General features: G+C 69.2%; 18 protein-coding genes. 4 read left to right on the top strand and 14 right to left on the bottom strand.

What is annotated here, in order from left to right:
• Positions 1-113: 113 nt before the first annotated feature.
• The 6 genes from ACWD3H_RS42885 to ACWD3H_RS42860 form a co-directional block, all read right to left on the bottom strand.
• Positions 114-653, bottom strand: a complete 540-nt coding sequence (locus ACWD3H_RS42885) for a GTP-binding protein (protein WP_350930342.1) — start codon at positions 651-653, stop codon at positions 114-116.
• Positions 654-660: 7 nt separating this feature from the next.
• A complete protein-coding gene (locus ACWD3H_RS42880) occupies positions 661-1,062 on the bottom strand; it encodes a DUF742 domain-containing protein (RefSeq protein WP_084195143.1) in 402 nt (133 codons plus the stop codon).
• A gap of 9 nt (positions 1,063-1,071) precedes the next feature.
• Complete coding sequence (locus ACWD3H_RS42875; protein ID WP_030906232.1) at positions 1,072-1,494, bottom strand: roadblock/LC7 domain-containing protein; 423 nt, start codon at positions 1,492-1,494, stop codon at positions 1,072-1,074.
• Positions 1,491-4,385 (bottom strand): sensor histidine kinase, encoded by a 2,895-nt coding sequence (locus tag ACWD3H_RS42870; RefSeq protein WP_451959103.1) that lies wholly within the window; start codon positions 4,383-4,385, stop codon positions 1,491-1,493. The genes ACWD3H_RS42875 and ACWD3H_RS42870 overlap by 4 nt, the downstream gene beginning before the upstream one ends.
• 197 nt (positions 4,386-4,582) lie before the next feature.
• Positions 4,583-5,989, bottom strand: coding sequence for an aminobutyraldehyde dehydrogenase (locus ACWD3H_RS42865; RefSeq protein ID WP_355560082.1), 1,407 nt, complete (start codon positions 5,987-5,989; stop codon positions 4,583-4,585).
• Between the two features lie 34 nt (positions 5,990-6,023).
• Complete coding sequence (locus tag ACWD3H_RS42860) at positions 6,024-7,295, bottom strand: glycosyltransferase (protein WP_451959102.1); 1,272 nt, start codon at positions 7,293-7,295, stop codon at positions 6,024-6,026.
• Positions 7,296-7,420: 125 nt separating this feature from the next.
• Between ACWD3H_RS42860 and ACWD3H_RS42855 the strand changes: the two genes are divergently transcribed.
• Positions 7,421-8,029 carry a TetR/AcrR family transcriptional regulator gene (locus tag ACWD3H_RS42855; RefSeq protein WP_343971971.1) on the top strand — a complete coding sequence of 203 codons (609 nt, stop codon included), beginning with the start codon at positions 7,421-7,423 and terminating at the stop codon, positions 8,027-8,029.
• Here ACWD3H_RS42855 and ACWD3H_RS42850 read toward each other — a convergent pair.
• The 4 genes from ACWD3H_RS42850 to ACWD3H_RS42835 are packed head-to-tail and all read right to left on the bottom strand — an operon-like array spanning position 8,023 to position 11,822.
• Positions 8,023-9,054, bottom strand: coding sequence for an ABC transporter ATP-binding protein (locus ACWD3H_RS42850; protein ID WP_355622885.1), 1,032 nt, complete (start codon positions 9,052-9,054; stop codon positions 8,023-8,025). The genes ACWD3H_RS42855 and ACWD3H_RS42850 overlap by 7 nt on opposite strands.
• A complete protein-coding gene (locus ACWD3H_RS42845; protein ID WP_355560092.1) occupies positions 9,054-9,827 on the bottom strand; it encodes an ABC transporter permease in 774 nt (257 codons plus the stop codon). Before ACWD3H_RS42845 ends, ACWD3H_RS42850 begins: the two co-directional genes overlap by 1 nt.
• Positions 9,820-10,671 (bottom strand): ABC transporter permease, encoded by an 852-nt coding sequence (locus ACWD3H_RS42840; RefSeq protein WP_355560095.1) that lies wholly within the window; start codon positions 10,669-10,671, stop codon positions 9,820-9,822. Before ACWD3H_RS42840 ends, ACWD3H_RS42845 begins: the two co-directional genes overlap by 8 nt.
• 29 nt (positions 10,672-10,700) lie before the next feature.
• The gene (locus ACWD3H_RS42835; protein ID WP_451959101.1) at positions 10,701-11,822 is read right to left on the bottom strand and encodes a polyamine ABC transporter substrate-binding protein; all 1,122 of its coding nucleotides are present in this window, start codon (positions 11,820-11,822) and stop codon (positions 10,701-10,703) included.
• A 313-nt stretch (positions 11,823-12,135) separates the two neighbouring features.
• On the opposite strand from ACWD3H_RS42835, the gene ACWD3H_RS42830 reads away from it, so the two are divergent.
• Positions 12,136-13,101: a hypothetical protein gene (locus tag ACWD3H_RS42830; protein ID WP_451959100.1), complete on the top strand. Its 966-nt coding sequence runs from the start codon at positions 12,136-12,138 to the stop codon at positions 13,099-13,101.
• A 26-nt stretch (positions 13,102-13,127) separates the two neighbouring features.
• Complete coding sequence (locus ACWD3H_RS42825; RefSeq protein WP_451959099.1) at positions 13,128-14,087, top strand: SIS domain-containing protein; 960 nt, start codon at positions 13,128-13,130, stop codon at positions 14,085-14,087.
• A gap of 28 nt (positions 14,088-14,115) precedes the next feature.
• Here the strand turns inward: ACWD3H_RS42825 and ACWD3H_RS42820 are convergent, their stop codons facing one another.
• Positions 14,116-14,526, bottom strand: coding sequence for a DUF742 domain-containing protein (locus tag ACWD3H_RS42820; protein WP_350962461.1), 411 nt, complete (start codon positions 14,524-14,526; stop codon positions 14,116-14,118).
• A 2-nt stretch (positions 14,527-14,528) separates the two neighbouring features.
• Complete coding sequence (locus ACWD3H_RS42815) at positions 14,529-17,174, bottom strand: nitrate- and nitrite sensing domain-containing protein (protein ID WP_451959098.1); 2,646 nt, start codon at positions 17,172-17,174, stop codon at positions 14,529-14,531.
• Positions 17,175-17,616: 442 nt separating this feature from the next.
• Between ACWD3H_RS42815 and ACWD3H_RS42810 the strand changes: the two genes are divergently transcribed.
• Positions 17,617-18,639: an ABC transporter substrate-binding protein gene (locus ACWD3H_RS42810; protein ID WP_451959097.1), complete on the top strand. Its 1,023-nt coding sequence runs from the start codon at positions 17,617-17,619 to the stop codon at positions 18,637-18,639.
• 31 nt (positions 18,640-18,670) lie between these two features.
• Here the strand turns inward: ACWD3H_RS42810 and ACWD3H_RS42805 are convergent, their stop codons facing one another.
• Both ACWD3H_RS42805 and ACWD3H_RS42800 read right to left on the bottom strand, forming a co-directional pair.
• Entirely contained in the window at positions 18,671-19,228 is a 558-nt protein-coding gene (locus tag ACWD3H_RS42805) for a GTP-binding protein (protein WP_343972082.1), read from the bottom strand.
• 10 nt (positions 19,229-19,238) lie between these two features.
• On the bottom strand, positions 19,239-19,601 hold the full coding sequence (locus ACWD3H_RS42800) for a DUF742 domain-containing protein (RefSeq protein ID WP_451959096.1): 363 nt from the start codon (positions 19,599-19,601) through the stop codon (positions 19,239-19,241).
• Positions 19,602-19,616 lie beyond the last annotated feature (15 nt).

The raw sequence follows: 19,616 nt of genomic DNA, 5'->3' as shown, positions 1-19,616 counted from the left end.
GGGGGGGCGGGGGGGCGGGGCGCGCGTCGCTTGTGTGGGGGTTTTTTTGGTCGGGGGGCCTTAGCTGGTGGGGCTCCCCGCCCTACCGGGGGGCCCCCCCCCGCGCCAGGAGATCAGACCCTGAGTGTGAGGACGTGCTCGACCAAGGTGATCAAGGTCGATTTCACCGCGTCCCTGGACCGGGCGTCGGTCCGGACGACGGGGATGTGCGGGGCGATCGTCAGAGCCTCCCGCACCTCCTCCTCACCGTGGATGTGCGATCCGCCGAACCCGTTGAGGGCCACGACGAACGGTAGTCCGGCCTCCTCGAAGTAGTCGATCGCCGGGAAGCTGTCGGCCAGCCGCCGGGTGTCGACGAGCACGATCGCACCGATCGCACCCTTCACGAGGTCGTCCCACATGAACCAGAACCGGTGCTGACCCGGCGTACCGAACAGGTACAGGATCAGGTCGCGGTCCAGCGAGACCCGGCCGAAGTCCATGGCGACCGTGGTGGTTCGCTTTGTCGGGATGTGCGAGAGGTCGTCGACGTCCGCGCTGGCCTCTGTCATCACCGCTTCCGTGGTCAGCGGCATGATCTCGGAGACCGCGCCGACAAAGGTCGTCTTGCCGACACCGAACCCGCCGGCGACGACGATCTTCGTCGACGTCATCCCGGCGTCAGAGCCTGCGAAGCCCACTGAGCACCCTTTCAAGCAAATTGAGATCCGGCTTACCCGCATCCAGCGACGGCTGATGGATCTGCACCAGGCCCTCGGCCGCCATGTCCGCGATCAGTACCCGGGTCACGCCAAGTGGCATGCGCAACAGGGCAGAGAGCTCGGCAACCGAGCGCACCTGCCGGGACAACGAAATGATCGCCTGATATTCCGTGGAGAGCGTGGCGGGATCCACCCCCGCCAACGTCGCCGAGGAGACCAGTGCCTCGAGAGCTAGCTGCATCCGGGGGGCGGTCCTGCCCCCGGTCACAGCGTACGGGCGAATCAACCGGTCTCGCCCGCTCTTGGCCTGAGACGTGTTCTGGGGTTCCTCCCCCGGTCCACGCCAACCTGGTGCGTCCATATCACCCCCCTATCGCTGAACCGACTGCAGTTCGGCCCGTAGCGCAGGCGTAAGCGCCTGCCCGGCACGCTCTGCGAGCAGTGTCATCTGGTAGGCCACCAGGCCCATGTCACAGTCCGGCGAGGCCAGTACGGCCAGCGCGGAACCATCGCTGATCGACATGGTCAGCAGGAGGCCCCGCTGCATCTCGATCACTGTCTGTGCCACAGGACCACCCTCGAAGACTCGTGAGGCGCCCTGGGTGAGGCTGATCAGACCGGCCGTGATCGCGGCGAGCTGGTCCGCCCGGTCCTTGGGAAACCCCTGGGAGTAGGCCAGCGGGAGCCCATCCGCGGAGACGATCACCGCGTGCGCCACTCCGGGCATCTCCTTGACGAACTCGGTGATCAGCCAGTTGAAGCCGCGGGCGGCCTGGCTGAGTTGGTTGTTCACTGCTGGTTCTCTCCCTCGACGGCCTTGGCGCGCTCGCTCATCTCAGCGCGTCCCTGCCGTACGCCTTGCTGGAAACTGGACAGGCGGCTGCGCACCCGATCCGCCGATATCGGCGGCATCGAGGGGGCCGGCGCAGCCGGTGCCGCCGAGGCGGCTCCGGGAACGAGGTTCGCCTTGGGCACCCGCTTGGGAAGGCCCGCTCCGGTCACGCCGCCCTCCACCGGCTTCTTGGCGACCTCGGCGGCCGCCCAGCCCTGATCCGAGGGGGTGCTCCACGGCTGCCTGTCGGCCGCGGGCGCGGCCGGCCTGGGCGGCTGTGCCTGTTGCTGCGGCGGCTGTGCCTGCTGCTGAGGCTGCGGCGCGGAGTGCGAGATCTGCGGGAAGTTCTGGGTCTCCAGTCCCTGCGGACCCCGCCTGACCCGCTGCTCCAGCAGCCGGGGCCTGGCCTCGGCGACGGGCTCGGGACCGGGCTCTGCCTCCTGCTCCTGTTCCGGCTCGGGTACGACGGACGTGCTGCTGCGGAACCAGTCGGACCCCACCGCCGCGAAGATCGGCAGGAACTCCTCCGGCTCCGGTTCCGTCGGCGAGACCTCGACCGCGGGAAGGGCCTGGGTGTTCTCCACCGGCTCCAGCCGCTGCGGTGTCCACAGATCGGACGAGGAGGTCTCGGGCCAGGCCGAGGGGAACGACGGCGCCGGGGTCGACGCCAGCGGCGACGACCACAGGTCCTCCACCGCGGAGGCGGGCACCACCGGCCCCGACCAGAGATCCCCGGACATCGGCGCCGGCACCTGGGGAGGCGTCTGAGGCGGAGCCTGGGCGGGCTGTCCGAGGCCGGTCGGCGGCCGGCCGCCGCGCCCGGCGCCGGTCCCGAACGGGTCCGGGTTCGGAGCGGAGCCGAACGGGTCGGGGTTCACCGAGGAGAACGAGCTTGCGGGACCGCCGAAGGAACCGGACGGCATACCGCCCTGCCCGGCCATCGCCATCTCGGGCATCACCGTGCCCTGGGCCACCACCTGCACCGGCAGGAGCACGACGGCGCTCAGGCCGCCGGTCTCCGGGCGCCTGAGCTGGACCCTGATCCCGTGGCGCATGGCCAGGCGGCCGACCACGAACAGGCCCATCCGGCGGGAGACCGACAGGTCCACCGCGGGAGGCTCGGCCAGCCGGCGGTTGGCCTCGGCCAGTTCCTCGTCGCTCATGCCGATGCCCGCGTCGGTGACCGCCAGGATGACGGCGCCCATCTCGTTGCCGTTGCTGGTCACCGTGATCTTGGTGTCCTGCGGCGAGAAGAAGATCGCGTTCTCGACGAGCTCCGCGACCAGGTGGACGATGTCGTTGACAGCCTGGCCGATGATCGAGATACCCGACTCGACCCGGAGGTTCACCCGCTCGTAGTTCTCGACCTCCGACAGCGAGGCGCGGACGACGTCGCTGAGCGGAACCGGCTCACTCCACCGGCGGCTCTGCTCCTGACCGGCGAGGACCAGGAGGTTCTCGGAGTTCCGGCGCATGCGGGTGGCCAGGTGGTCCAGCTTGAAGAGGCTGCCGAGCCGGCTCTCGTCCTGCTCACCCTGCTCCAGGTCGTCGATGAGGTCGATCTGGCGTTCCACGAGCGACTGGGTGCGCCGGGAGAGGTTGACGAACATCGCGTTGATGTTGCTTCGCAGCCGGGCCTCGTCACCCGCCAGCCGGATGGCCTCGCGGTGGACCTCGTCGAAGGCCCTGGCCACTTCCCCGATCTCGTCACGGGAGGCCACCCCGATGGAGGGCACCTCGATGTTCGGAGCGTGGTCTCCGGACTCCCGCAGCACCCGGACGGTCTCGGGCAGCCGGGTGTCGGCCACCTCAAGCGCCTCGCTGCGCAGCTTGCGCAGCGGCCGGACGAGCGTGCCGGCCACCCAGGCGGTGATGAGCAGGATCAGGACCAGCAGGACCAGGATCGAGACACCGGAGATCGCGGCGCTGCGCTGCTCGGCGCTCTCCATCTCCTGGCTGCGGGCGACCACCGCGGCCGACAGGCCGCGCTCGACGGTCCGCATGTTGTCCACGATCGCGGAGGAGGCGGTGTACCAGGTGTCGGCGCTCCTGAGCCAGCCGCCGCCGATCCGCTCCAGCGGCTTGTTCTCCCGCATGAGGGACATGACAAGGGCGCGCATGGAGTCGGCCTGGTCGACCTTGGGACCGTTGACCACGTCGCGGAAGCGCTTGATCTCGGCGGCCGAGGCGGTCGCCCGGAAGGCGTTTTCCTCGCTCAGCTGGCTCCGGTACGCGCCCAGCAGGTCGGCGGGGTCGTCGAAGTCGAACTTGCGGTCCAGGAAGCTGACCAGGAGGGTGCCCCGCTGCCTGGCGACCTGCTCCTTGGCCCGGGTCAGCGCGCCCAGCGCGAGCGCGTCACCGATGAGGCGCTCGTCGCCACCGCTGCGGCCCAGGTCGTCGTGGAGGGTGATGAAGTCGGTGATCATCCGCGAGTACATGCCGAGGGCCGCCCGGGGCAGCACGCTGCCGTCGGTCATCAGCCTGCGCAGGCCGGGGAGACCGTTGAGCCAGCGGCGGATCTGGGCGACCTCGGTACGGACGCGGACCGCCTGCGACTCGTCGAGGCCCTCCATGGCGGCCAGCGTCTGCTTGCTGCTCCGGTCGACCACCCCACGCTGCTCCCTGACCTTGGTGAGCCGGGAGCGAGTGGCACCGGCGACGTACCAGGCGGTGAGGTCGCGCTCCTCGGCCATCTCGTGGGCGAGCGTGCCGAGCGACTCGACCAGTGAGGCGACCTCGGTCATCCGGCGGTACTCACCGGCCGTGGCGAGGGCGGTGGTCAGCTGAAGTCCGGTGAGCAGGACGGCCGCGGCGGTCGGGAGCAGGATCAGCGCGACCAGACGGGGACGCACGCGCCAGTTCGCCGGCAGGAGTCGACTGCCCACCCCTGACGCGCGGTGGCTCCGGCGGTCTTGTGTCATCACTGGCCTACGTAACCCCTCGCCGGATTTGGAAGCGGCGAAAGCAATTTGAGCACATCCTTTATGTCACTTCGAATGGAGTAAATGCCGATAAATCCCCGCAAAAAGGACATACGGCTACAAAGTTTTCAGGCCGGCCGGAAGGAATCCTTCACCTCCGGAGCCTGGTGCTTGATCATCAGGTGGCGGGTCACAGAGTATTCCCCAACCGCCTCCTGACTCATGTCCTTGCCGAAGCCGCTCCCCTTGACCCCGCCGTGCGGCGCCTCAGAGGCGATGGGCAGATGGTCGTTCACCCAGGTCACGCCCACATCGAGCCGATGCGACACACGCAGCGCCCTGGCCACGTCCCTGGACCAGACCGATGAGGCCAGCCCGTAGACGGTGTCGTTGGCCAGCCGGACCGCCTCGTCCTCTCCGTCGAAGGGCAGGGCGACCAGTACCGGACCGAAAAGTTCACCCTGAACGATCTCACTGTCCTGGGTCGCGCCGGAAACCAGCGTGGGCGGGTAGTAGAACCCGGGCCCTTCGAGCGGGGCGCCGCCGCAGAGCACGGAGGCGCCCGCGGCGACGGACCGCTCCACGAAGCCGTGCACGCGGTCGCGGTGCACCGCGGAGATCAGCGGGCCGATGTCGGTGGCCGGATCCCAGGGGTCGCCCACACTGACCCGCGCCAGCGTCGCGTGCAGCGCCTCGACCGCCTCGTCGTACACCTCCCGGGAGATGTAGACACGAGTCGCGGCCGTGCAGTCCTGGCCGGTGTTGTAGGTGGCGCCCATCGCGACGCCCCTGGCCATCTCGGACAGGTCCGCGTCACCGAAGACCAGCGCCGGAGCCTTGCCGCCGAGCTCCAGGTGGACCCGCTTCAGGGAGCCCGTGGCACCGCGCATGACCGCGCGGCCGGTCGCGGTGGAGCCCGTGACGCTCACCATGTCGACGCCCGGGTCGGTGACGAGGGCCTCGCCCACCTCGGCGCCGCCCAGCACCACCTGGAGCAGGCCGTCGGGCGCGCCGGCCCGGGCGAACAGCTCGGCCATCCGCAGCGTGGTGCCCGGCGTCTGCGGTGCGGGCTTGATGACCACCGCGTTCCCCGCGGCGAGCGCGGGGCCGATCTTCCACACCGCCATGACCAGGGGGAAGTTCCACGGGGCGATCGATCCGACGACGCCCACCGGACGACGCACCAGCACCGAGGTGTAGCCGGAGCTGAGCACCCCCGCACCGGTGCCGTCCAGTGAACGGGCCGCCCCGGCGAAGAAGCGGAGGTTGTCCGCCGCGAACGGCAGCTCGCCGTCGCGGAAGACCGCCGCGGGCTTGCCCGTCTCGACGACCTCCAGCCGGGTGAGCTCCTCGGCGTCGGCCTCGACGAGATCGGCGAAGCGCAGCAGCACCCTGGCCCGCTCGGCCGGGGTCGCGGCGCTCCATTCCCGGAACGCCACGCGGGCCCGCCGCACGGCGGCGGCCACCTCCTCGATCGGGGTGTCGGCGATCTCCTCCAGGAGCTCGCCGGTCGCCGGATTGATCAACTTGCCCATGGAACTTCCCTCATCGTGGTGGTGCGGAGAGCCGTCAGGCGCCGGCCTGCTCGATCAGGTCGGCCGCCCTGCGCAGGCCGTCCCGCCCGCGGATCTCCTCGCCCGCGGCTGCCAGGCGCTCGCGGAGCGCGCCGTCGCCCAGGAGCCTGTCCAGCGCGCCGGTCAGCTCCTCGTCGGAGAAGGCGTAGGTGGACAGGCGCACACCGTAGCCGAGTTCGTGGACGCGCTGCGCGTTGTCGTACTGGTCCCAGAACAGGGGCAGCAGGATCATCGGCTTGCCGAAGTGCAGCGCCTCGGTGGTGGTGTTGTTGCCGCCGTGCGTGATGACCAGGTCGACCATAGGAATGATCTTGGTCTGCGGGACGAACTCGGCGCCCCACATGTTGTCGGCCAGCTTGATCTCCTCGTGCAGCGGACCCATCGACACGATGAAGCGGTGCGGGGTGGTGGCCAGCACGTCGATGACCCGCTGCATGAGCGAGACGTCCGCCGAGCCGAGCGAGCCCAGCGAGAAGTAGACCAGCGAGCCGTCCCGCCCGGCCAGCGACGCGGGGAGCTCGAAGCCGCCGTCCGTCTCGCGCACCGAGGAGTCCAGGCGGTGCCAGGAGTCGCCCAGCGGCCGGGCGTCGACGTAGTCGGCGATCTCGGGGAAGACGTAGAGGTTGAGGTCACCCTCGTGGATGAAGTCCAGGTCCGGCAGCGGGTCGGCGCCCTGCTCGACGACCCACTCGTTGAAGGCGGTCCAGATCTCGCGGTGGGTGCGGTCGTACTCGGCGTTGAAGGCACCCCACTGCGACCGGTCGTCGGCGGGCAGCCCGGAGAAGACCGGGGCGACGCCCTCGCCGCGCACCTCCAGCGGGTTGCAGGAGACGATCCGGACGAACGGCTTGCCCGCCGTCAGCAGCGCCGGGAAGGTGATGACGTTGTCCTCGACGATGACGTCCGGCTGGACGCGCTCGATAATCTCCTTCAACTGAGGCTCGCAGTACTTGGCGCCGTCGATAAGCGCCTCCCAGATCGGCTTGGTGACCGTCTCCAGCTGCTCCAGAGTGGACTTCCGGTATTCCGGTGCGGTGTCCCTGATGAAGTCCTTCCAGAACTGCCCGGCGTCCTGCTCCTCTTCTGCCGGAGGCGCGAGATCGACCAGGTCCTCCTCGAATCCGAGGGCCTCCAATTTCCCCTTCCAGGAGGCCTCAGCTGCGAAAACGACTCTGTGCCCACGCTTACGAAGAATGTCACCGATGCCGATGCAGTTGTTCGTCGGCCCGTAGGCGCTCTCCGGCATGAACAGGATCGTGAGAGACATCACGCCTCCTTACGTCTAGAGGTTGCGGCTTTTGAAGAATGGTGTAATTCTCGGCTAGCAAAAATTCTAGAAAACGGTCACTATGGACCCCGGCACAGAGCGTGGTTTTCAACGAGCGGGGGAATATGACGCGCAAGGGACGGGCGGACCGGCGCCTGGATCTCATCGCGGCCGCACATCGGGCGATCATCCGGCACGGCACCGAGGGAGTGCACCTCAACCATGTCGCGGAGGAGGCCGGGCTCACCTCCGGGGCCGTCCTGTACCACTACCCGCGTCTCAGCGAACTGCTGGTCGACGCCCACCACGCCGGGATGGAGCGCTTCTACGAGCAGCGACTCAAGCGGATCAAAGGCATGCGTGACCCCGCGGAGAAACTTGTCGTGACCGTCCGCTCGGGGCTGCCGCACGGCCCGGACGACCCGGACGTCCGGCTGCTCAACGAGCTCGGCGGAGCCGCGCCCCGCAACAGGATGTACGCCCTGCTGCTGACCACCCTCTACGACCGCCAGGTCTCGCTCTACCAGAGCATCCTGGACACCGGGGCCGCGTTGGAGACCTTCACGCTGTCGGGCGACTCCCTGCTCATCGCCCGCAACCTGGTCGCGCTCGAGGATGCGTACGGCTATCGCATAACGGCCCGCCACCCGGTGATCGGCCCGCAGGAGGCGGCGGAACTCATCCTCGACTACGCCAGGACCGCGACGAACCACCCGCTCAACTCGTCTCATTGAGGGATCAGCACTCCGTCCCCCTCGGCCCAGCCGAGCGCCACCTCAGAACCCGCCTGGACCTGGGTGGCCCCCTGGGTGGCCACCAGCACGGGCTGCCGGCGCCCGCTCACCTGTACCGACACGTGCGAGACGCCGCCGTAGAAGCTCACGTCGACGACCTCGCCGCTCAGCACGCCCTTGCCCTCGTCGTCCAGCCTGATCCGCTCCGGCCGTACGGCGAGCAACGCGGGCGTGCCGTCGGGCAGGTCCGACGTCCCGGGAAGGATGCCGAGTTCCTCGCCGGCCAGGCCGACCGAGCAGGCCCTGCCCTCGAAGATGTTGTTGGCCCCCACGAAGCCGGCGACGAACGGCGTGCGCGGGTGCTCGTACAGCTCCACCGGGGCGTCCACCTGCTCGACCCCACCGGCGTTGAAGACCGCGATCCTGTCGGCCAGCGACATGGCCTCCTCCTGGTCGTGGGTGACCACGACGAAGGTGATGCCCACCTCGTTCTGGAGCCGCTTGAGCTCCAGCTGCATCTCCGCGCGCACCTTCTTGTCCAGCGCGGACAGCGGCTCGTCCAGCAGCAGCAGGCGCGGCCGCTTGACGATCGCACGGGCGAGCGCGACCCGCTGCCGCTGGCCGCCGGAGAGCTGGTGCGGCCTGCGTCCGGCCATGGTCTCCAGCCCGACCTTCTCCAGGACCTCGTCGACCCGGCCGCGGACCTCCGCCCTGCCCAGCCTCTCCCGCTCCAGGCCGTACGCGACGTTCTTGGCCACGGTCATGTGCGGGAAGAGCGCGTACGACTGGAACATCAGGTTGACCGGGCGGCGGTGGGCCGCCTGGCCGAGCAGGTCGTCGCCGTCGAGCGTGACGGTGCCCTCGTCGGGCGACTCGAAGCCCGCCAGGATCCGCAGGAGTGTCGTCTTACCGCAGCCGCTGGGGCCGAGCAACGCGAAGAACTCGCCCTGCCGGATCTCCAGGGAGACGTCCGACAGCGCCGTGACGTCACCGAACCGGCGGCTGACACCCGTGATCTTCAGCATTAGGACAGCGACTCCGTCAGTCGGGTCATCCGCTGGGTCACGATCACCGCGGTGAAGCTCACGAGCAGCAGCAGCGTGGCCAGGGCGTTGATCTCGGGGGTGACCCCGAAGCGGACCATTGAGTAGATGACGATGGGCAGGGTCGGCGTGGTGGGCGCCGCCGTGAAGAACGCGATGACGAACTCGTCGATCGAGAGGGTGAACGCGAGCAGCGCGCCGGCCAGGATGCCCGGCGCCAGCTGCGGCAGCGTGATCCGGAGGAACGTGGTGAACGGCGTCGCCCCCAGGTCCCTGGACGCCTCCTCCAGGGAGGTGTCGGCGTGGGTGAGCCGGGTGCGGACCACCGCGGTCACGAACGCCATGCCGAACACCGTGTGGGCCAGCAGCACCGAGTGCAGCCCGAGGGTCGACTTGATCGTGGCGTAGAACACCAGCAGGCCGATGCCCAGCACCAGGTCGGGCAGGACGGCCGGCAGCACGCCGAGCGCGTCGAGCGCCCGCGACCTGGTGTGGCGGGCCAGGCCCACGGCCAGCAGGGTGCCGAGTACCGTGGCCAGCACCGTGGAGCCCACCGCGACGATCAACGTGTTGACCAGGCCCTGGCGAATGTCGGCGTTCTCGGCGAGCGTGCCGTACCACTTCAGGCTGAAGCCCTCGTAGACGTAGGGGGACTCGCCGGCGTTGAAGGACATCACGACGAGCACGACGATCGGCGTGTAGAGGAAGACGTAGGTCGCCCAGAAGGGGACGTACAGCAGTCGGGGTCTACGCACGTCGGGCACTCCATGCCTGCGCGAGCAGCAGGACGATCAGCACGGCGATGAGCGCCAGTGCGAGGGTGGACCCGAACGGCCAGTCGCGCGCCTTGAGGAACTGGTCCCTGATCAGGTTGCCGACCATGATGGAACGGCCACCGCCGAGCAGCTCGGGGATGATGAAGTTGCCGAAGCTCGGTACGAACACGAACAGGCAACCGGTGAACACACCCGGCAGGGTCAGCGGCAGCGTCACCGAGGCGAACGTGCGGACGGGCCCGGCGCCGAGGTTGGCCGACGCCTCGCGGAGCTGCGGGTCCAGCTTCTCGATCGCCGCGTACAGCGGCAGGACCATCAGCGGCAGGTACGAGTACACCAGGCCGGTGACGATGGTGCCCTGGTTGTAGAGCAGCTCCAGCGGCTTGTCGATCAGTCCCAGGTCCATCAGGGTGCTGTTGACCAGCCCGGGACCGCTCAGCAGGACGATCCAGGCGTAGATGCGCACCAGGAAGTTGGTCCAGAACGGCAGCACGACCGCGACCAGCGCGATCGTCTTCCACTTCGACGGCAGCTGGGCGATCAGGTAGGCCGTCGGGTAGCCGACCAGCAGGGCGATCAGCGTGGCGATCGCGGCCAGCTTCAGCGAGCCGATCAGCACGTCGAGATAGAGGGGGTCGAGCAGACGGGTGAAGTTCTCCCCCGTCGCCTCGTAGACCACGCCGCCGAAGCGGCCCCTGCGAAACACCGTGAAGCTGATGAGCAGCGCCAGCGGGATCACCAGCAGGACGATCAGGTATGTCAGTCCGGGCCCCAGGAAGACGAGCCTTCCCAGGGCACGCGATCGGCGCGCCCGCGATCGCACGGACGCGCCGGAACCGGTGGAGCGTGTCACTACTTTGCCGAGACCTCGGTCGCGAGCTTGGTGAACTTCAGCGAGTCCTCGCCCAGGTCGATGATCGACTCACCCTTGAGCAGGTCGGACGGGCTCATCTGCAGCGGGGCGTTGGCGGCCTTGAGCTCGGGGTTCATCGCGTCCATCGCGGCCTTGTTCGGGACCTTGTAGAGGATGTTCTCCGCGGCCCAGCCGTGCACCTTCGGGTCCAGGATGTAGTTGATGAAGGCGTGTGCCGCCTCCTTGTTCTTGGAGGACTTCAGCACGACCATGGTGTCCACCCACAGGTCGCTGCCCTCCTTGGGCACCACGAACTCGATGTTCTTCTCGGTGGTCGGGCACCAGCCGTCCCACGCCTCGACCATCACGGCTTCGCCGCTCTTGAGCAGCTCACCGAAGGTGGTGTCGTCGTACTTGAGCAGCTTGGGCTTGGCCTCCAGCAGCTTTGCCTTGACCTTGGCGAGCTCCTCGTCGCTCTTGGTGTTGACCGAGTAGCCGAGTGCCTTGATGGCGGGCAGGGCCAGCCAGCGCTCGGTGGTCATCATGGTGACCTTCTTGACCGCCTCGGCCGGCGGGTTGAGGAGATCGTTCCAGCTGGCCGGAGCGGTCTTCACCAGGTCGGTCCGGTAACAGATGCCGGTGGTGCCCCAGGTATAGGGAACCGAGAAGACGTTGCCCTTGTCGTAGGAGAGCTCCTTGGCCTCGGGGTAGAGGTTCGCGAGGTTCGGGATGAGCTCGGGGTGGAGCGGCTCCAGCAGCCCGGCCTCGTTGAGCGCCTGGGCGTACTGACCGGAGACGAAGGCCACGTCGAGCCCGGTGTCGGCGCCGCCGGTGAGCTTCGCCATGATCTCTTCGTTGGTGGCGTGCAGGGTGACCTTGAGGTCGGTCTTGAGCTTGTCCTTGACCTCGGCGGCCAGCTCCTTGGGGGTGTAGCCGTCCCAGACGGAGATGGTGATGCTCTGCTTGGAAAGGTCGGCGTTCGGGTTGAGCTGCGCCGATGAGGCGCTGGCAGCGGGCGCGGCGGTGTCCGCGGCCTCCCCGCCACATGCCGAGACTGCGAGCGCGAGGCCGACGGCCAGGGCGGCAGCCGGAAGATTACGGGGGTACCGAGTGCGGGACACGGCCGCTACTCCTTCAGAATTCAGTGTAAGTGGGGTAGACCGGCCGTTGGGGACACGGCAGACCAAAGCAGGAGTGTTGCAGTCAACATTATCTTGAGCAAGACTTCCCACGACATCACCCCTGGAAAGTTGGGTCCGTTTGTTAAATCCAGCTTCAATCTGGAACCGGCTCGACACGGTTCCCCGAGCCGGCGACGGACGGAGCAGCGCCCTCCTTGACGCGCTGACCAGTGTGGATCCCTCCCCTTTCAGAGTGCGCCGGTTCCATCCACTTCCCTCCCCGGCTGTCACGGCTTTCTCAACCGACACTCAATTGTCATGGATCGACGGAGCCGCCGGGACGGGTGAGCGCGGGTTCGACGTCGACCAGACCAACCACTCGGTGGTCGTCGGCGAGAGGGTGGTCGTCAAGTGGCTCACCCCGCCCGTGCCGCTCCCGGCGCCCGCGCCCGACATGTTCGCGCACCTGACATCGGTCGGCTTCACCGCGACCGCCACGCCCTACGCGGCCCTCTCCCGGCGCGCGAACGACGGCTCCGAGATGTTGCTCGCCCTCGTCACCGCCTACCTCCCCGAGGCGAGGGACGGCTGGGAGTGGTGCGTGGACGAGGCCGTCTCCTTCGACACCTCCTTCGCCGCCGACCTGGGCGCCCTCTCGGCCGACCTGCACGCGGCGATGGCGACCCCGTCGGCGACCTTCCCCGACCCGGTACGCACGACGGAGGGCCCGTGGTCGCTCCGGGCCGGCGAGGCGCTGGAGGAGGCGCTGGCACTGACCGACGGCGAGGACGGCGAGTGGCTCACGGCCCACGCCGGCGCGCTCCGCGCCGGCCTGGCTCCGCTGACCGCCGCGGGCGCCACCCCGCTGATCCGCATCCACGGCGACCTGCACGTCGGCCAGATGCTCCGCTGGCGGGACGGGTACGCGGTGATCGACTTCGACGGCAACCCGACCGTCGCGGACGCCGCCCCCTTCCAGCCCGCCGCCCGCGACCTCGCCCAGCTCACCACGAGCCTCGAACACGTCGGCCAGGTCGCGGTCAGGCGCCGCGACGCCGATCCGGCGATGATCGCCGAGTGGGCCGTCGCGGCCCGCGCCACCCTGGAGTCGGCCTACTCGGACCGCCTGGCCGAGCTGGGCCATGCCGGTCTTTTGGACCGTTCCCTGCTGCGCCCGTTCGAGATCGAGCAGGAGTGCCGCGAGCTCGTCTACGCCGCCCGGCATCTCCCCCGCTGGCGCTACGCCCCGATGGGCGTACTGCGGTCCCGCTACCGGTGACCGTTGAAACCGATGAAGGAGAGCACGTGATTCCCGAGCTGTACCTCACCGATCTGGAGGCCAAGCCCGCCGCGCTGACCGGCCTGGCGAGCGCCCTGGAGGCCGACGACCTGTTCGCCGGAGTCCCCTCCGGGATCCGGCGGGTGGTCTTCCTCGGCATGGGCAGCTCCCGGTACGCCGCCCGGGTCGCCGCGCTGCGCCTGCGGGCCGCCGGGGTGGACGCGGTGGCCGAGTACGCCTCCGCCGCCCTGACCTACCCGCCGAGCCCGGACACCCTGGTGGTCGCCATCTCCGCCACCGGTGGCAGCAGGGAGACCCTCGACGCGGTCGCCCGCGTGCGTGGCCGCTCCTTCGTCCTCGCACTGACCAACGCGCCGGGCTCGCCGGTCACCGAGGGCGCCGACCTGGTGGTCCCGATGCTGGCCGGCGAGGAGCGCGGCGGCGTGGCCTGCCGGACCTTCCAACACACCCTCGCCCTGCTCCTGGCACTCGGAAACCGCCTCACCGCCTCCGGCGGGGACTCACCCGCACTGCTCCGCCGTACGGCCGAGGCCACCGCCGATCTGCTGGAGCGCCGCGACGAGTGGCTGGAGCCGGCGGCGGCACTGCTCGACGGCCCGCACGGCGTCTACACGATCGCCCCCGCCGAGCACCTGTCCTCCGCCGAGCAGTCGGCCCTGATGTTCCGGGAGGGGCCGCGCAGGGCGGCCGACGCGTGCGAGACCGGCGACTGGGCCCACGTGGACGTCTACCTCACCAAGACCCTGGACTACCGCGCCATCCTGTTCCCCGGTTCTCGCTACGACGAGCAGGCCATGGACTGGATCCGGCAGCGCGGCTCCACGGTCCTGGCCGTCGGCGGCGACCTCCCCGGCGCCAAGGCCGCCGTCCGCTACCGCCACGACGACGACCCCGACGTGGCGCTCCTGACCGAGACCCTGGTGGCCGAGCTCATCGCCGCCAGGTGGTGGCTCGCCCCGAGCTGACCCGCCCACAGCGGGCCCACGATGGGCCTCAGATCTGGTCGAGGCCGCTGAGGACGCGTTCGAGGAGGTCGGGACCGGGACCCGCCGCGTCGACCTTGGGGTGGTGGATCCGCACCAGGCCCTCGGACTCCATGTCGGAGACCAGGACGCGGGTCACGCCGAGAGGGACGCCGAGAAGGGCGGAGATCTCCGCGACCGAGCGGACCCGACGGCACAGATCGCTGATGAGGCGGTACTCCCGGATGTAGGACAGGCCGAGCTGGGCCGGGGTCGAGGTCGAGACCATCGCCTCCATGGCGAGCTTGGCGCTCGGCACGATCCGCCCTCCGGTCACGGCGTACATCCGGACCAGCGAGCTCTCCTCCTCGACCGGTTCGCCGTACTCCGGCTCGTACCCGAAGCGTCCGTCCTGCCCACCGTCGGAGTTGTCGGCCCGCACGGCTACCGGTCCTGGTTCGGGAGCTCGTTGCGCGCCCTGCGCACGCCCTGCTGGAAGCTCGACATCCGTTCGCGGAGCCGCTCGGCCGAGACCGGGGCGGCGGCCGGCCCCGGGTTCGGGTTCGGCTGTGACCGCGCGAGCGGCGCCACCGAGCCGGGCACCAGGTTCGCCCTGGGGGTGCGTTTGGGCAGGCCGGCCCCGGTCGTACCGCCGTGTGCGGGTGCGCTCGCCGCCTGGGCGGCCTGCCAGCCCCCGTCACCGGGCGAGGACCACGACTCGGGCTCGTCCCGGGGGCTCTCCGGAGCGGGGTCGCCCGTGGCCGCACCGGTATCCCTGGAGGCGGTGATCCTGAACCAGGCGGACTCGACCGAGGCGAAGATCGGCAGGAAGTCGTCCTGTTTCGCCGGCGGCGAGGTCCCCACCCTGGGCAACGGCCCTGTCTCGTCCGCCCGGGCCGGACGGGGAAGGGGATCGAGCGGGCCGGGGTGCGGCGCCGGGAACTCCCCCTGCGGGCGGGACCGCTCCGGGGGCGGACTCCACACGCTCGGCGCGCTCGCGTCCGGCCACCCGTCCCACGCGGGTGCGGGCCACGTCTGCGCGGGGGGCGCCGCGAGCACGGGAACCCTCGGGGGCAGGCCCTCGGCACCGGGCGGCCCCGTGCCGGGAGCCTGCGGGAACGACGGGCCGGCAAGGGGCGCGACGCCCGCGGGGAAGGCGGCGGGGAGCCGCGGGTAACCGACCTGCTGGGGCGCGGGGGGCGGCGTGACGAGGAGTGTCTCCGGGAGGAGGACCATCGCGGTCAGGCCGGTCCCCTGGGGGCGGAGCTGGACACGGATGCCGTGCTTGAGCGCGAGACGGCCGACCACGAACAGACCCATGTGGCGGGCGACCGAGGCGTCGGCGGCCTGCGGGTTGGCCAGCCGCCAGTTGGCCTGGGCGAGCTCGTCGAGCGTCATGCCGATGCCCTGGTCGGTCACCGAGATCATCACGCCTCCGCCCTCGATCCGGCTGCTGGACACCGTGACCCTGGTTTTCGTCTGCGAGAACGAGACGGCGTTCTCCACCAACTCGGCCAGCAGGTGGACCACGTCGCTCACCGCGGGGCCCGCGACGGCGACCTCCGACTGGACCCGGTTCGTCACCCGCTCGTAGTTCTCCACCTCCGACAGCGACGCCCTGACCACGTCCATCAGCTCGACAGGCTGCCTCCAGCGCCGCGCCACCTCCTGCCCGGCGAGGACGAGCAGGTTCTCGCTGTTGCGGCGCATGCGGGTGGCGAGATGGTCGAGCTTGAACAGGTCCGCCAGCCGCTGGTCGTCGCGCTCGCCGCGCTCCAGCCGCTCGACCAGGCTGAGCTGGCGTTCCACCAGGCTCTGGCTCCGCCGGGAGAGGTTGACGAACATCGCGTTCACCGTGTTGCGCAGCTTGGCCTCGTCGCCCGCCAGCCGCACCGCCTCCCTGAGCACCTCGTCGAACGCCCTGGCGACCTCACCGATCTCGTCTCGGGAGAGCACCCCGATCGGCGGCACGTCCGCGACGACCTCCCCCTCGCGCGACTCGCGGACCCGCTGGACGTACGCGGGCAGCCGCTCCCCGGCGACCTCCAGTGCCTCCCCGCGCAGCCGCCGTAGCGGGCTGACCAGCGAGCGCGCCACCCAGATGGTGATCACCAGCACGAGCGCCAGCAGGGTGACGACGGCCATGGCGACCATCAGGGCGTGCCTCTGCTCGGCGTCACCGAGCTGCTGGCTGCGTACCACGATGTCCCGGGCGTGCCGTTCCTCGACCCCGCGCATGTGGTCGACGACGACGGTGGCCGCGTCGTACCACTCCTTGGCGTCGTCCTTCTCCGCCAGGTCCAGCCCTTTCAGCGAGATACCGGAGGCCGCGCGGAGCAGGACCAGCTCGCGGAGGAACTCGGCGCGGTCGGCGGTACGGCCGTTGACCGCCTCGTCGAAGAGGCGGCGGTCCCGGCTTCCGGCCTCGGCGGCGAAGGTCTTCCTCTCGTTGCGCTCCGTGGAGAGCGCGCCGAGGAACTGCTCCATCTGCTCCTGCTCGAACCGCCCCGCCACCAGCACCACGGTCAGCAGCGCCCGCTGGAACGAGACCGCCTCCTTGGCACGGGCGAGCGCGTCCAGGGTCAGGGCCTGGCCGAACAGGACGTCGTCGGCCGTGCCCTTGCCGAGCTCGTCGTGGAGGGAGATCAGATCGGCGATGACCAGGCTGTAGGCGGCGATGACCGCGTCGGGCAGCAGCGTCGACCCCAGGGCCTGGGTACGCAGCGGCGGGAGGTCGTCCAGGCGGGTGATCGCGGCCTCGACCTCGTCCCGGGCACGGCCGCTCACCTCCCCGCCGAGCAGGGCGCCGCTCTCGCGAACGCGTATCACGACACCGTCGACCAGGTCCATCTGGGCCCGCACGTTCTCCACCCCGCTCGCGGGGCGGCCGAGGGCGATGAACCAGGCGGTGTGGTCACGTTCCTCGGCCAGTTCGTGGGTGAGCGCGCCGACATGGCCGGAGAGCCGGGCGAGGTCGTTGATCCGCCGGTAGTCGCCCGAGGCACTCATCGAGGCGAACACCTGGACCCCGCCGAGCAGCACCGCGGCGATCGTGGGCACCAGGATGAGCGCGACAAGGCGCCGACGCACCCGCCAGTTCCGCGGGCGTAGGCCGCTGCCCGCGTCTTGGATCCTCTGTGTGCTCACCGAACGCTGCCTCTCGGTGGATGAACCCCTGGTCGAATTTCCCGCGGTTCCCGGCAATTCGAGCACATCTCGACCTATGCGGCCAAGCGAACACAGCTCAATAAATGCGTATTTCTGGTGAAGTGGTGACTAGAACCTGGAGCCCCAGATGCTACTGGAACATCAGTTTCAGTCGCCCGAATACCCTTATTACGCATTTCCCGGCTTACCTGGCCGCTTGCATCGTTCCATTCGGCGGTTCAGCGGCGCTGGACGGAAGCGCGCCGTCCCCGAAAGATCGCAACATTGTGAGTCATGACAGTCACCCCATATCGTGACCTCCTACGTCCGCAGTCCACCACGTCCCCGGTTCACCGGATCCGAGTGACGAGCCCTGGAGGAGAACGTGGCCACACCCGGCGACGCCGCGAGCCAGGTTCGCGGGCCGCGCCCACCCAGCCGCCCTCCGGCACTCGGCCGCCTCTCGACGCTCACCCGCGTCGCGGCGCTCGGTGCGGTCACCGCGCTGGTCCTGCCGCTCACCGCGTGCACGGGCGAGCGGCCGTCCACACCGGCCGCCGACGGCAGGCCGGTGCGGATCGCCGTCAACGGCTGGGCGGGCTACGAGGCCGGCGCCGCGGTCCTCGGACGGCTGCTGACCGCGGAGCTCGGCTATCCGGTGCAGACGGTCAAGCTCAACGAGGCCCAGTCCTGGGAGGGCCTCGAAAAGGGCACGGTGGACGTGATCGTGGAGAACTGGGGACGGGAGGCGGAGAAGCAGACCTACATCGAGGAGAAAAAGGTCGCGATCTCCGCGGGAAGAAACGGCAGCAGGGGTGTCATCGGGTGGTACGTCCCACAGTGGATGGTGGACGAGTATCCAGACATCACCGACTGGCGACAGCTCAACAAGTACGCCCATCTCTTCAAAACCGACAAGTCGGGTAATTCGGGTCAACTTCTTGACGGGGACGCCTCATATGTCACGCACGACGAGGCTCTGGTGCGCAATCTCGACCTCGACTACAAGGTCGTCTACGCGGGCAGCGAGAAAGCGCTGATCGAGGCCGCCAGACGGGCGACCCGCGACCGCACCCCGCTGCTGATGTACTTCTACGAGCCGCAGTGGCTCTTCACCCAGATCAAGCTGGTGAAGGTCAATCTTCCGCCGTACGCGATCGGCTGCGACACCGACCCCGCCAAGGTGAAGTGCGACTACCCGCCCTACCTGCTCGACAAGATCGTGAGCAGGCGGTTCGCCGACACCGGCGGCAGGGCCTACGAGCTGGTGAGGAACTTCGCCTGGACGAACGACCAGCAGAACACGGTGGCGAACGACATGACGGAGAACGGCCTCGACGCCGACCGGGCGGCCCGGAAGTGGATCGACGCGAATAAGATCATCTGGAAGGAGTGGCTACCCGACTGACGCCTCCCACCCCATCCGGATGCGGCGAGGGCTACACAGACGTGCCGTAGGCCGCGCGGACCCGCAGAACGTGCTCGACCAGAGTGATCAGCGTGCCCTTGACGGAGTCCCGGGAGCGGGCGTCGGTCCGCACGACCGGGATGTGCGGGGCCAGCGTCAGAGCCTCGCGCACCTCGTCCTCGTTGTGCGGGAACTCTCCGTTCCAGCCGTTGATGCCGACCAGGAAGGGGAGCTTGGCCTCCTCGAAGTAGTCGATCGCCGGAAAGCCGTCGGCCAGCCGCCGGGTGTCGATCAGGACCACCGCGCCGATCGCGCCGCGGACCAGGTCGTCCCACATGAACCAGAACCGGTGCTGGCCGGGCGTGCCGAACAGATACAGGATCAGGTCGCGGTCCAGCGAAAGACGACCGAAGTCCATCGCGACCGTGGTGGTGGTCTTGTTCGGAGTCAGCCCCAGGTCGTCGATCCCGGCGCTGGCGTCGGTCATCACCGCCTCCGTGGTCAGCGGCAGGATTTCCGACACCGCCCCCACGAACGTGGTCTTGCCGACACCGAACCCGCCCGCGACAACGATTTTCGTTGACGTCAGGCCACCCTGGCTAGAGCCTGCGAAGTCCACTGAGAACCCTTTCGAGCATGTTGAGATCCGGTTGTCCCTCATCAAGACGCGGCTGATGGATGCGGACGAAGCCCTCGTCGACCATATCCGCCACCAGAACGCGGGCCACGCCGAGCGGGACCTTCAGCAGAGCCGAGATCTCAGCCACAGAGCGGTACGAGCGACAGAGCCTGATGATCGCATCCTGCTCGGGGGTGAGCAGAGCCAGGTCCTCCTCCATGATGAAGGAAGAGGAGACCAACGTCTCCATGGCCAGGTGGAAACGGGGCTCCGACCTGCCACCGGTGACGGTGTACGGCCGGAACAGCGGCTCGTCGTCCGCGCTTCCGTCAATCCCCCGCACTGACCCCTCCCCTGA

The organism is Streptosporangium sp. NPDC002607 (assembly GCF_053592655.1).
This window is presented reverse-complemented; position numbering and strand designations above follow the sequence as displayed.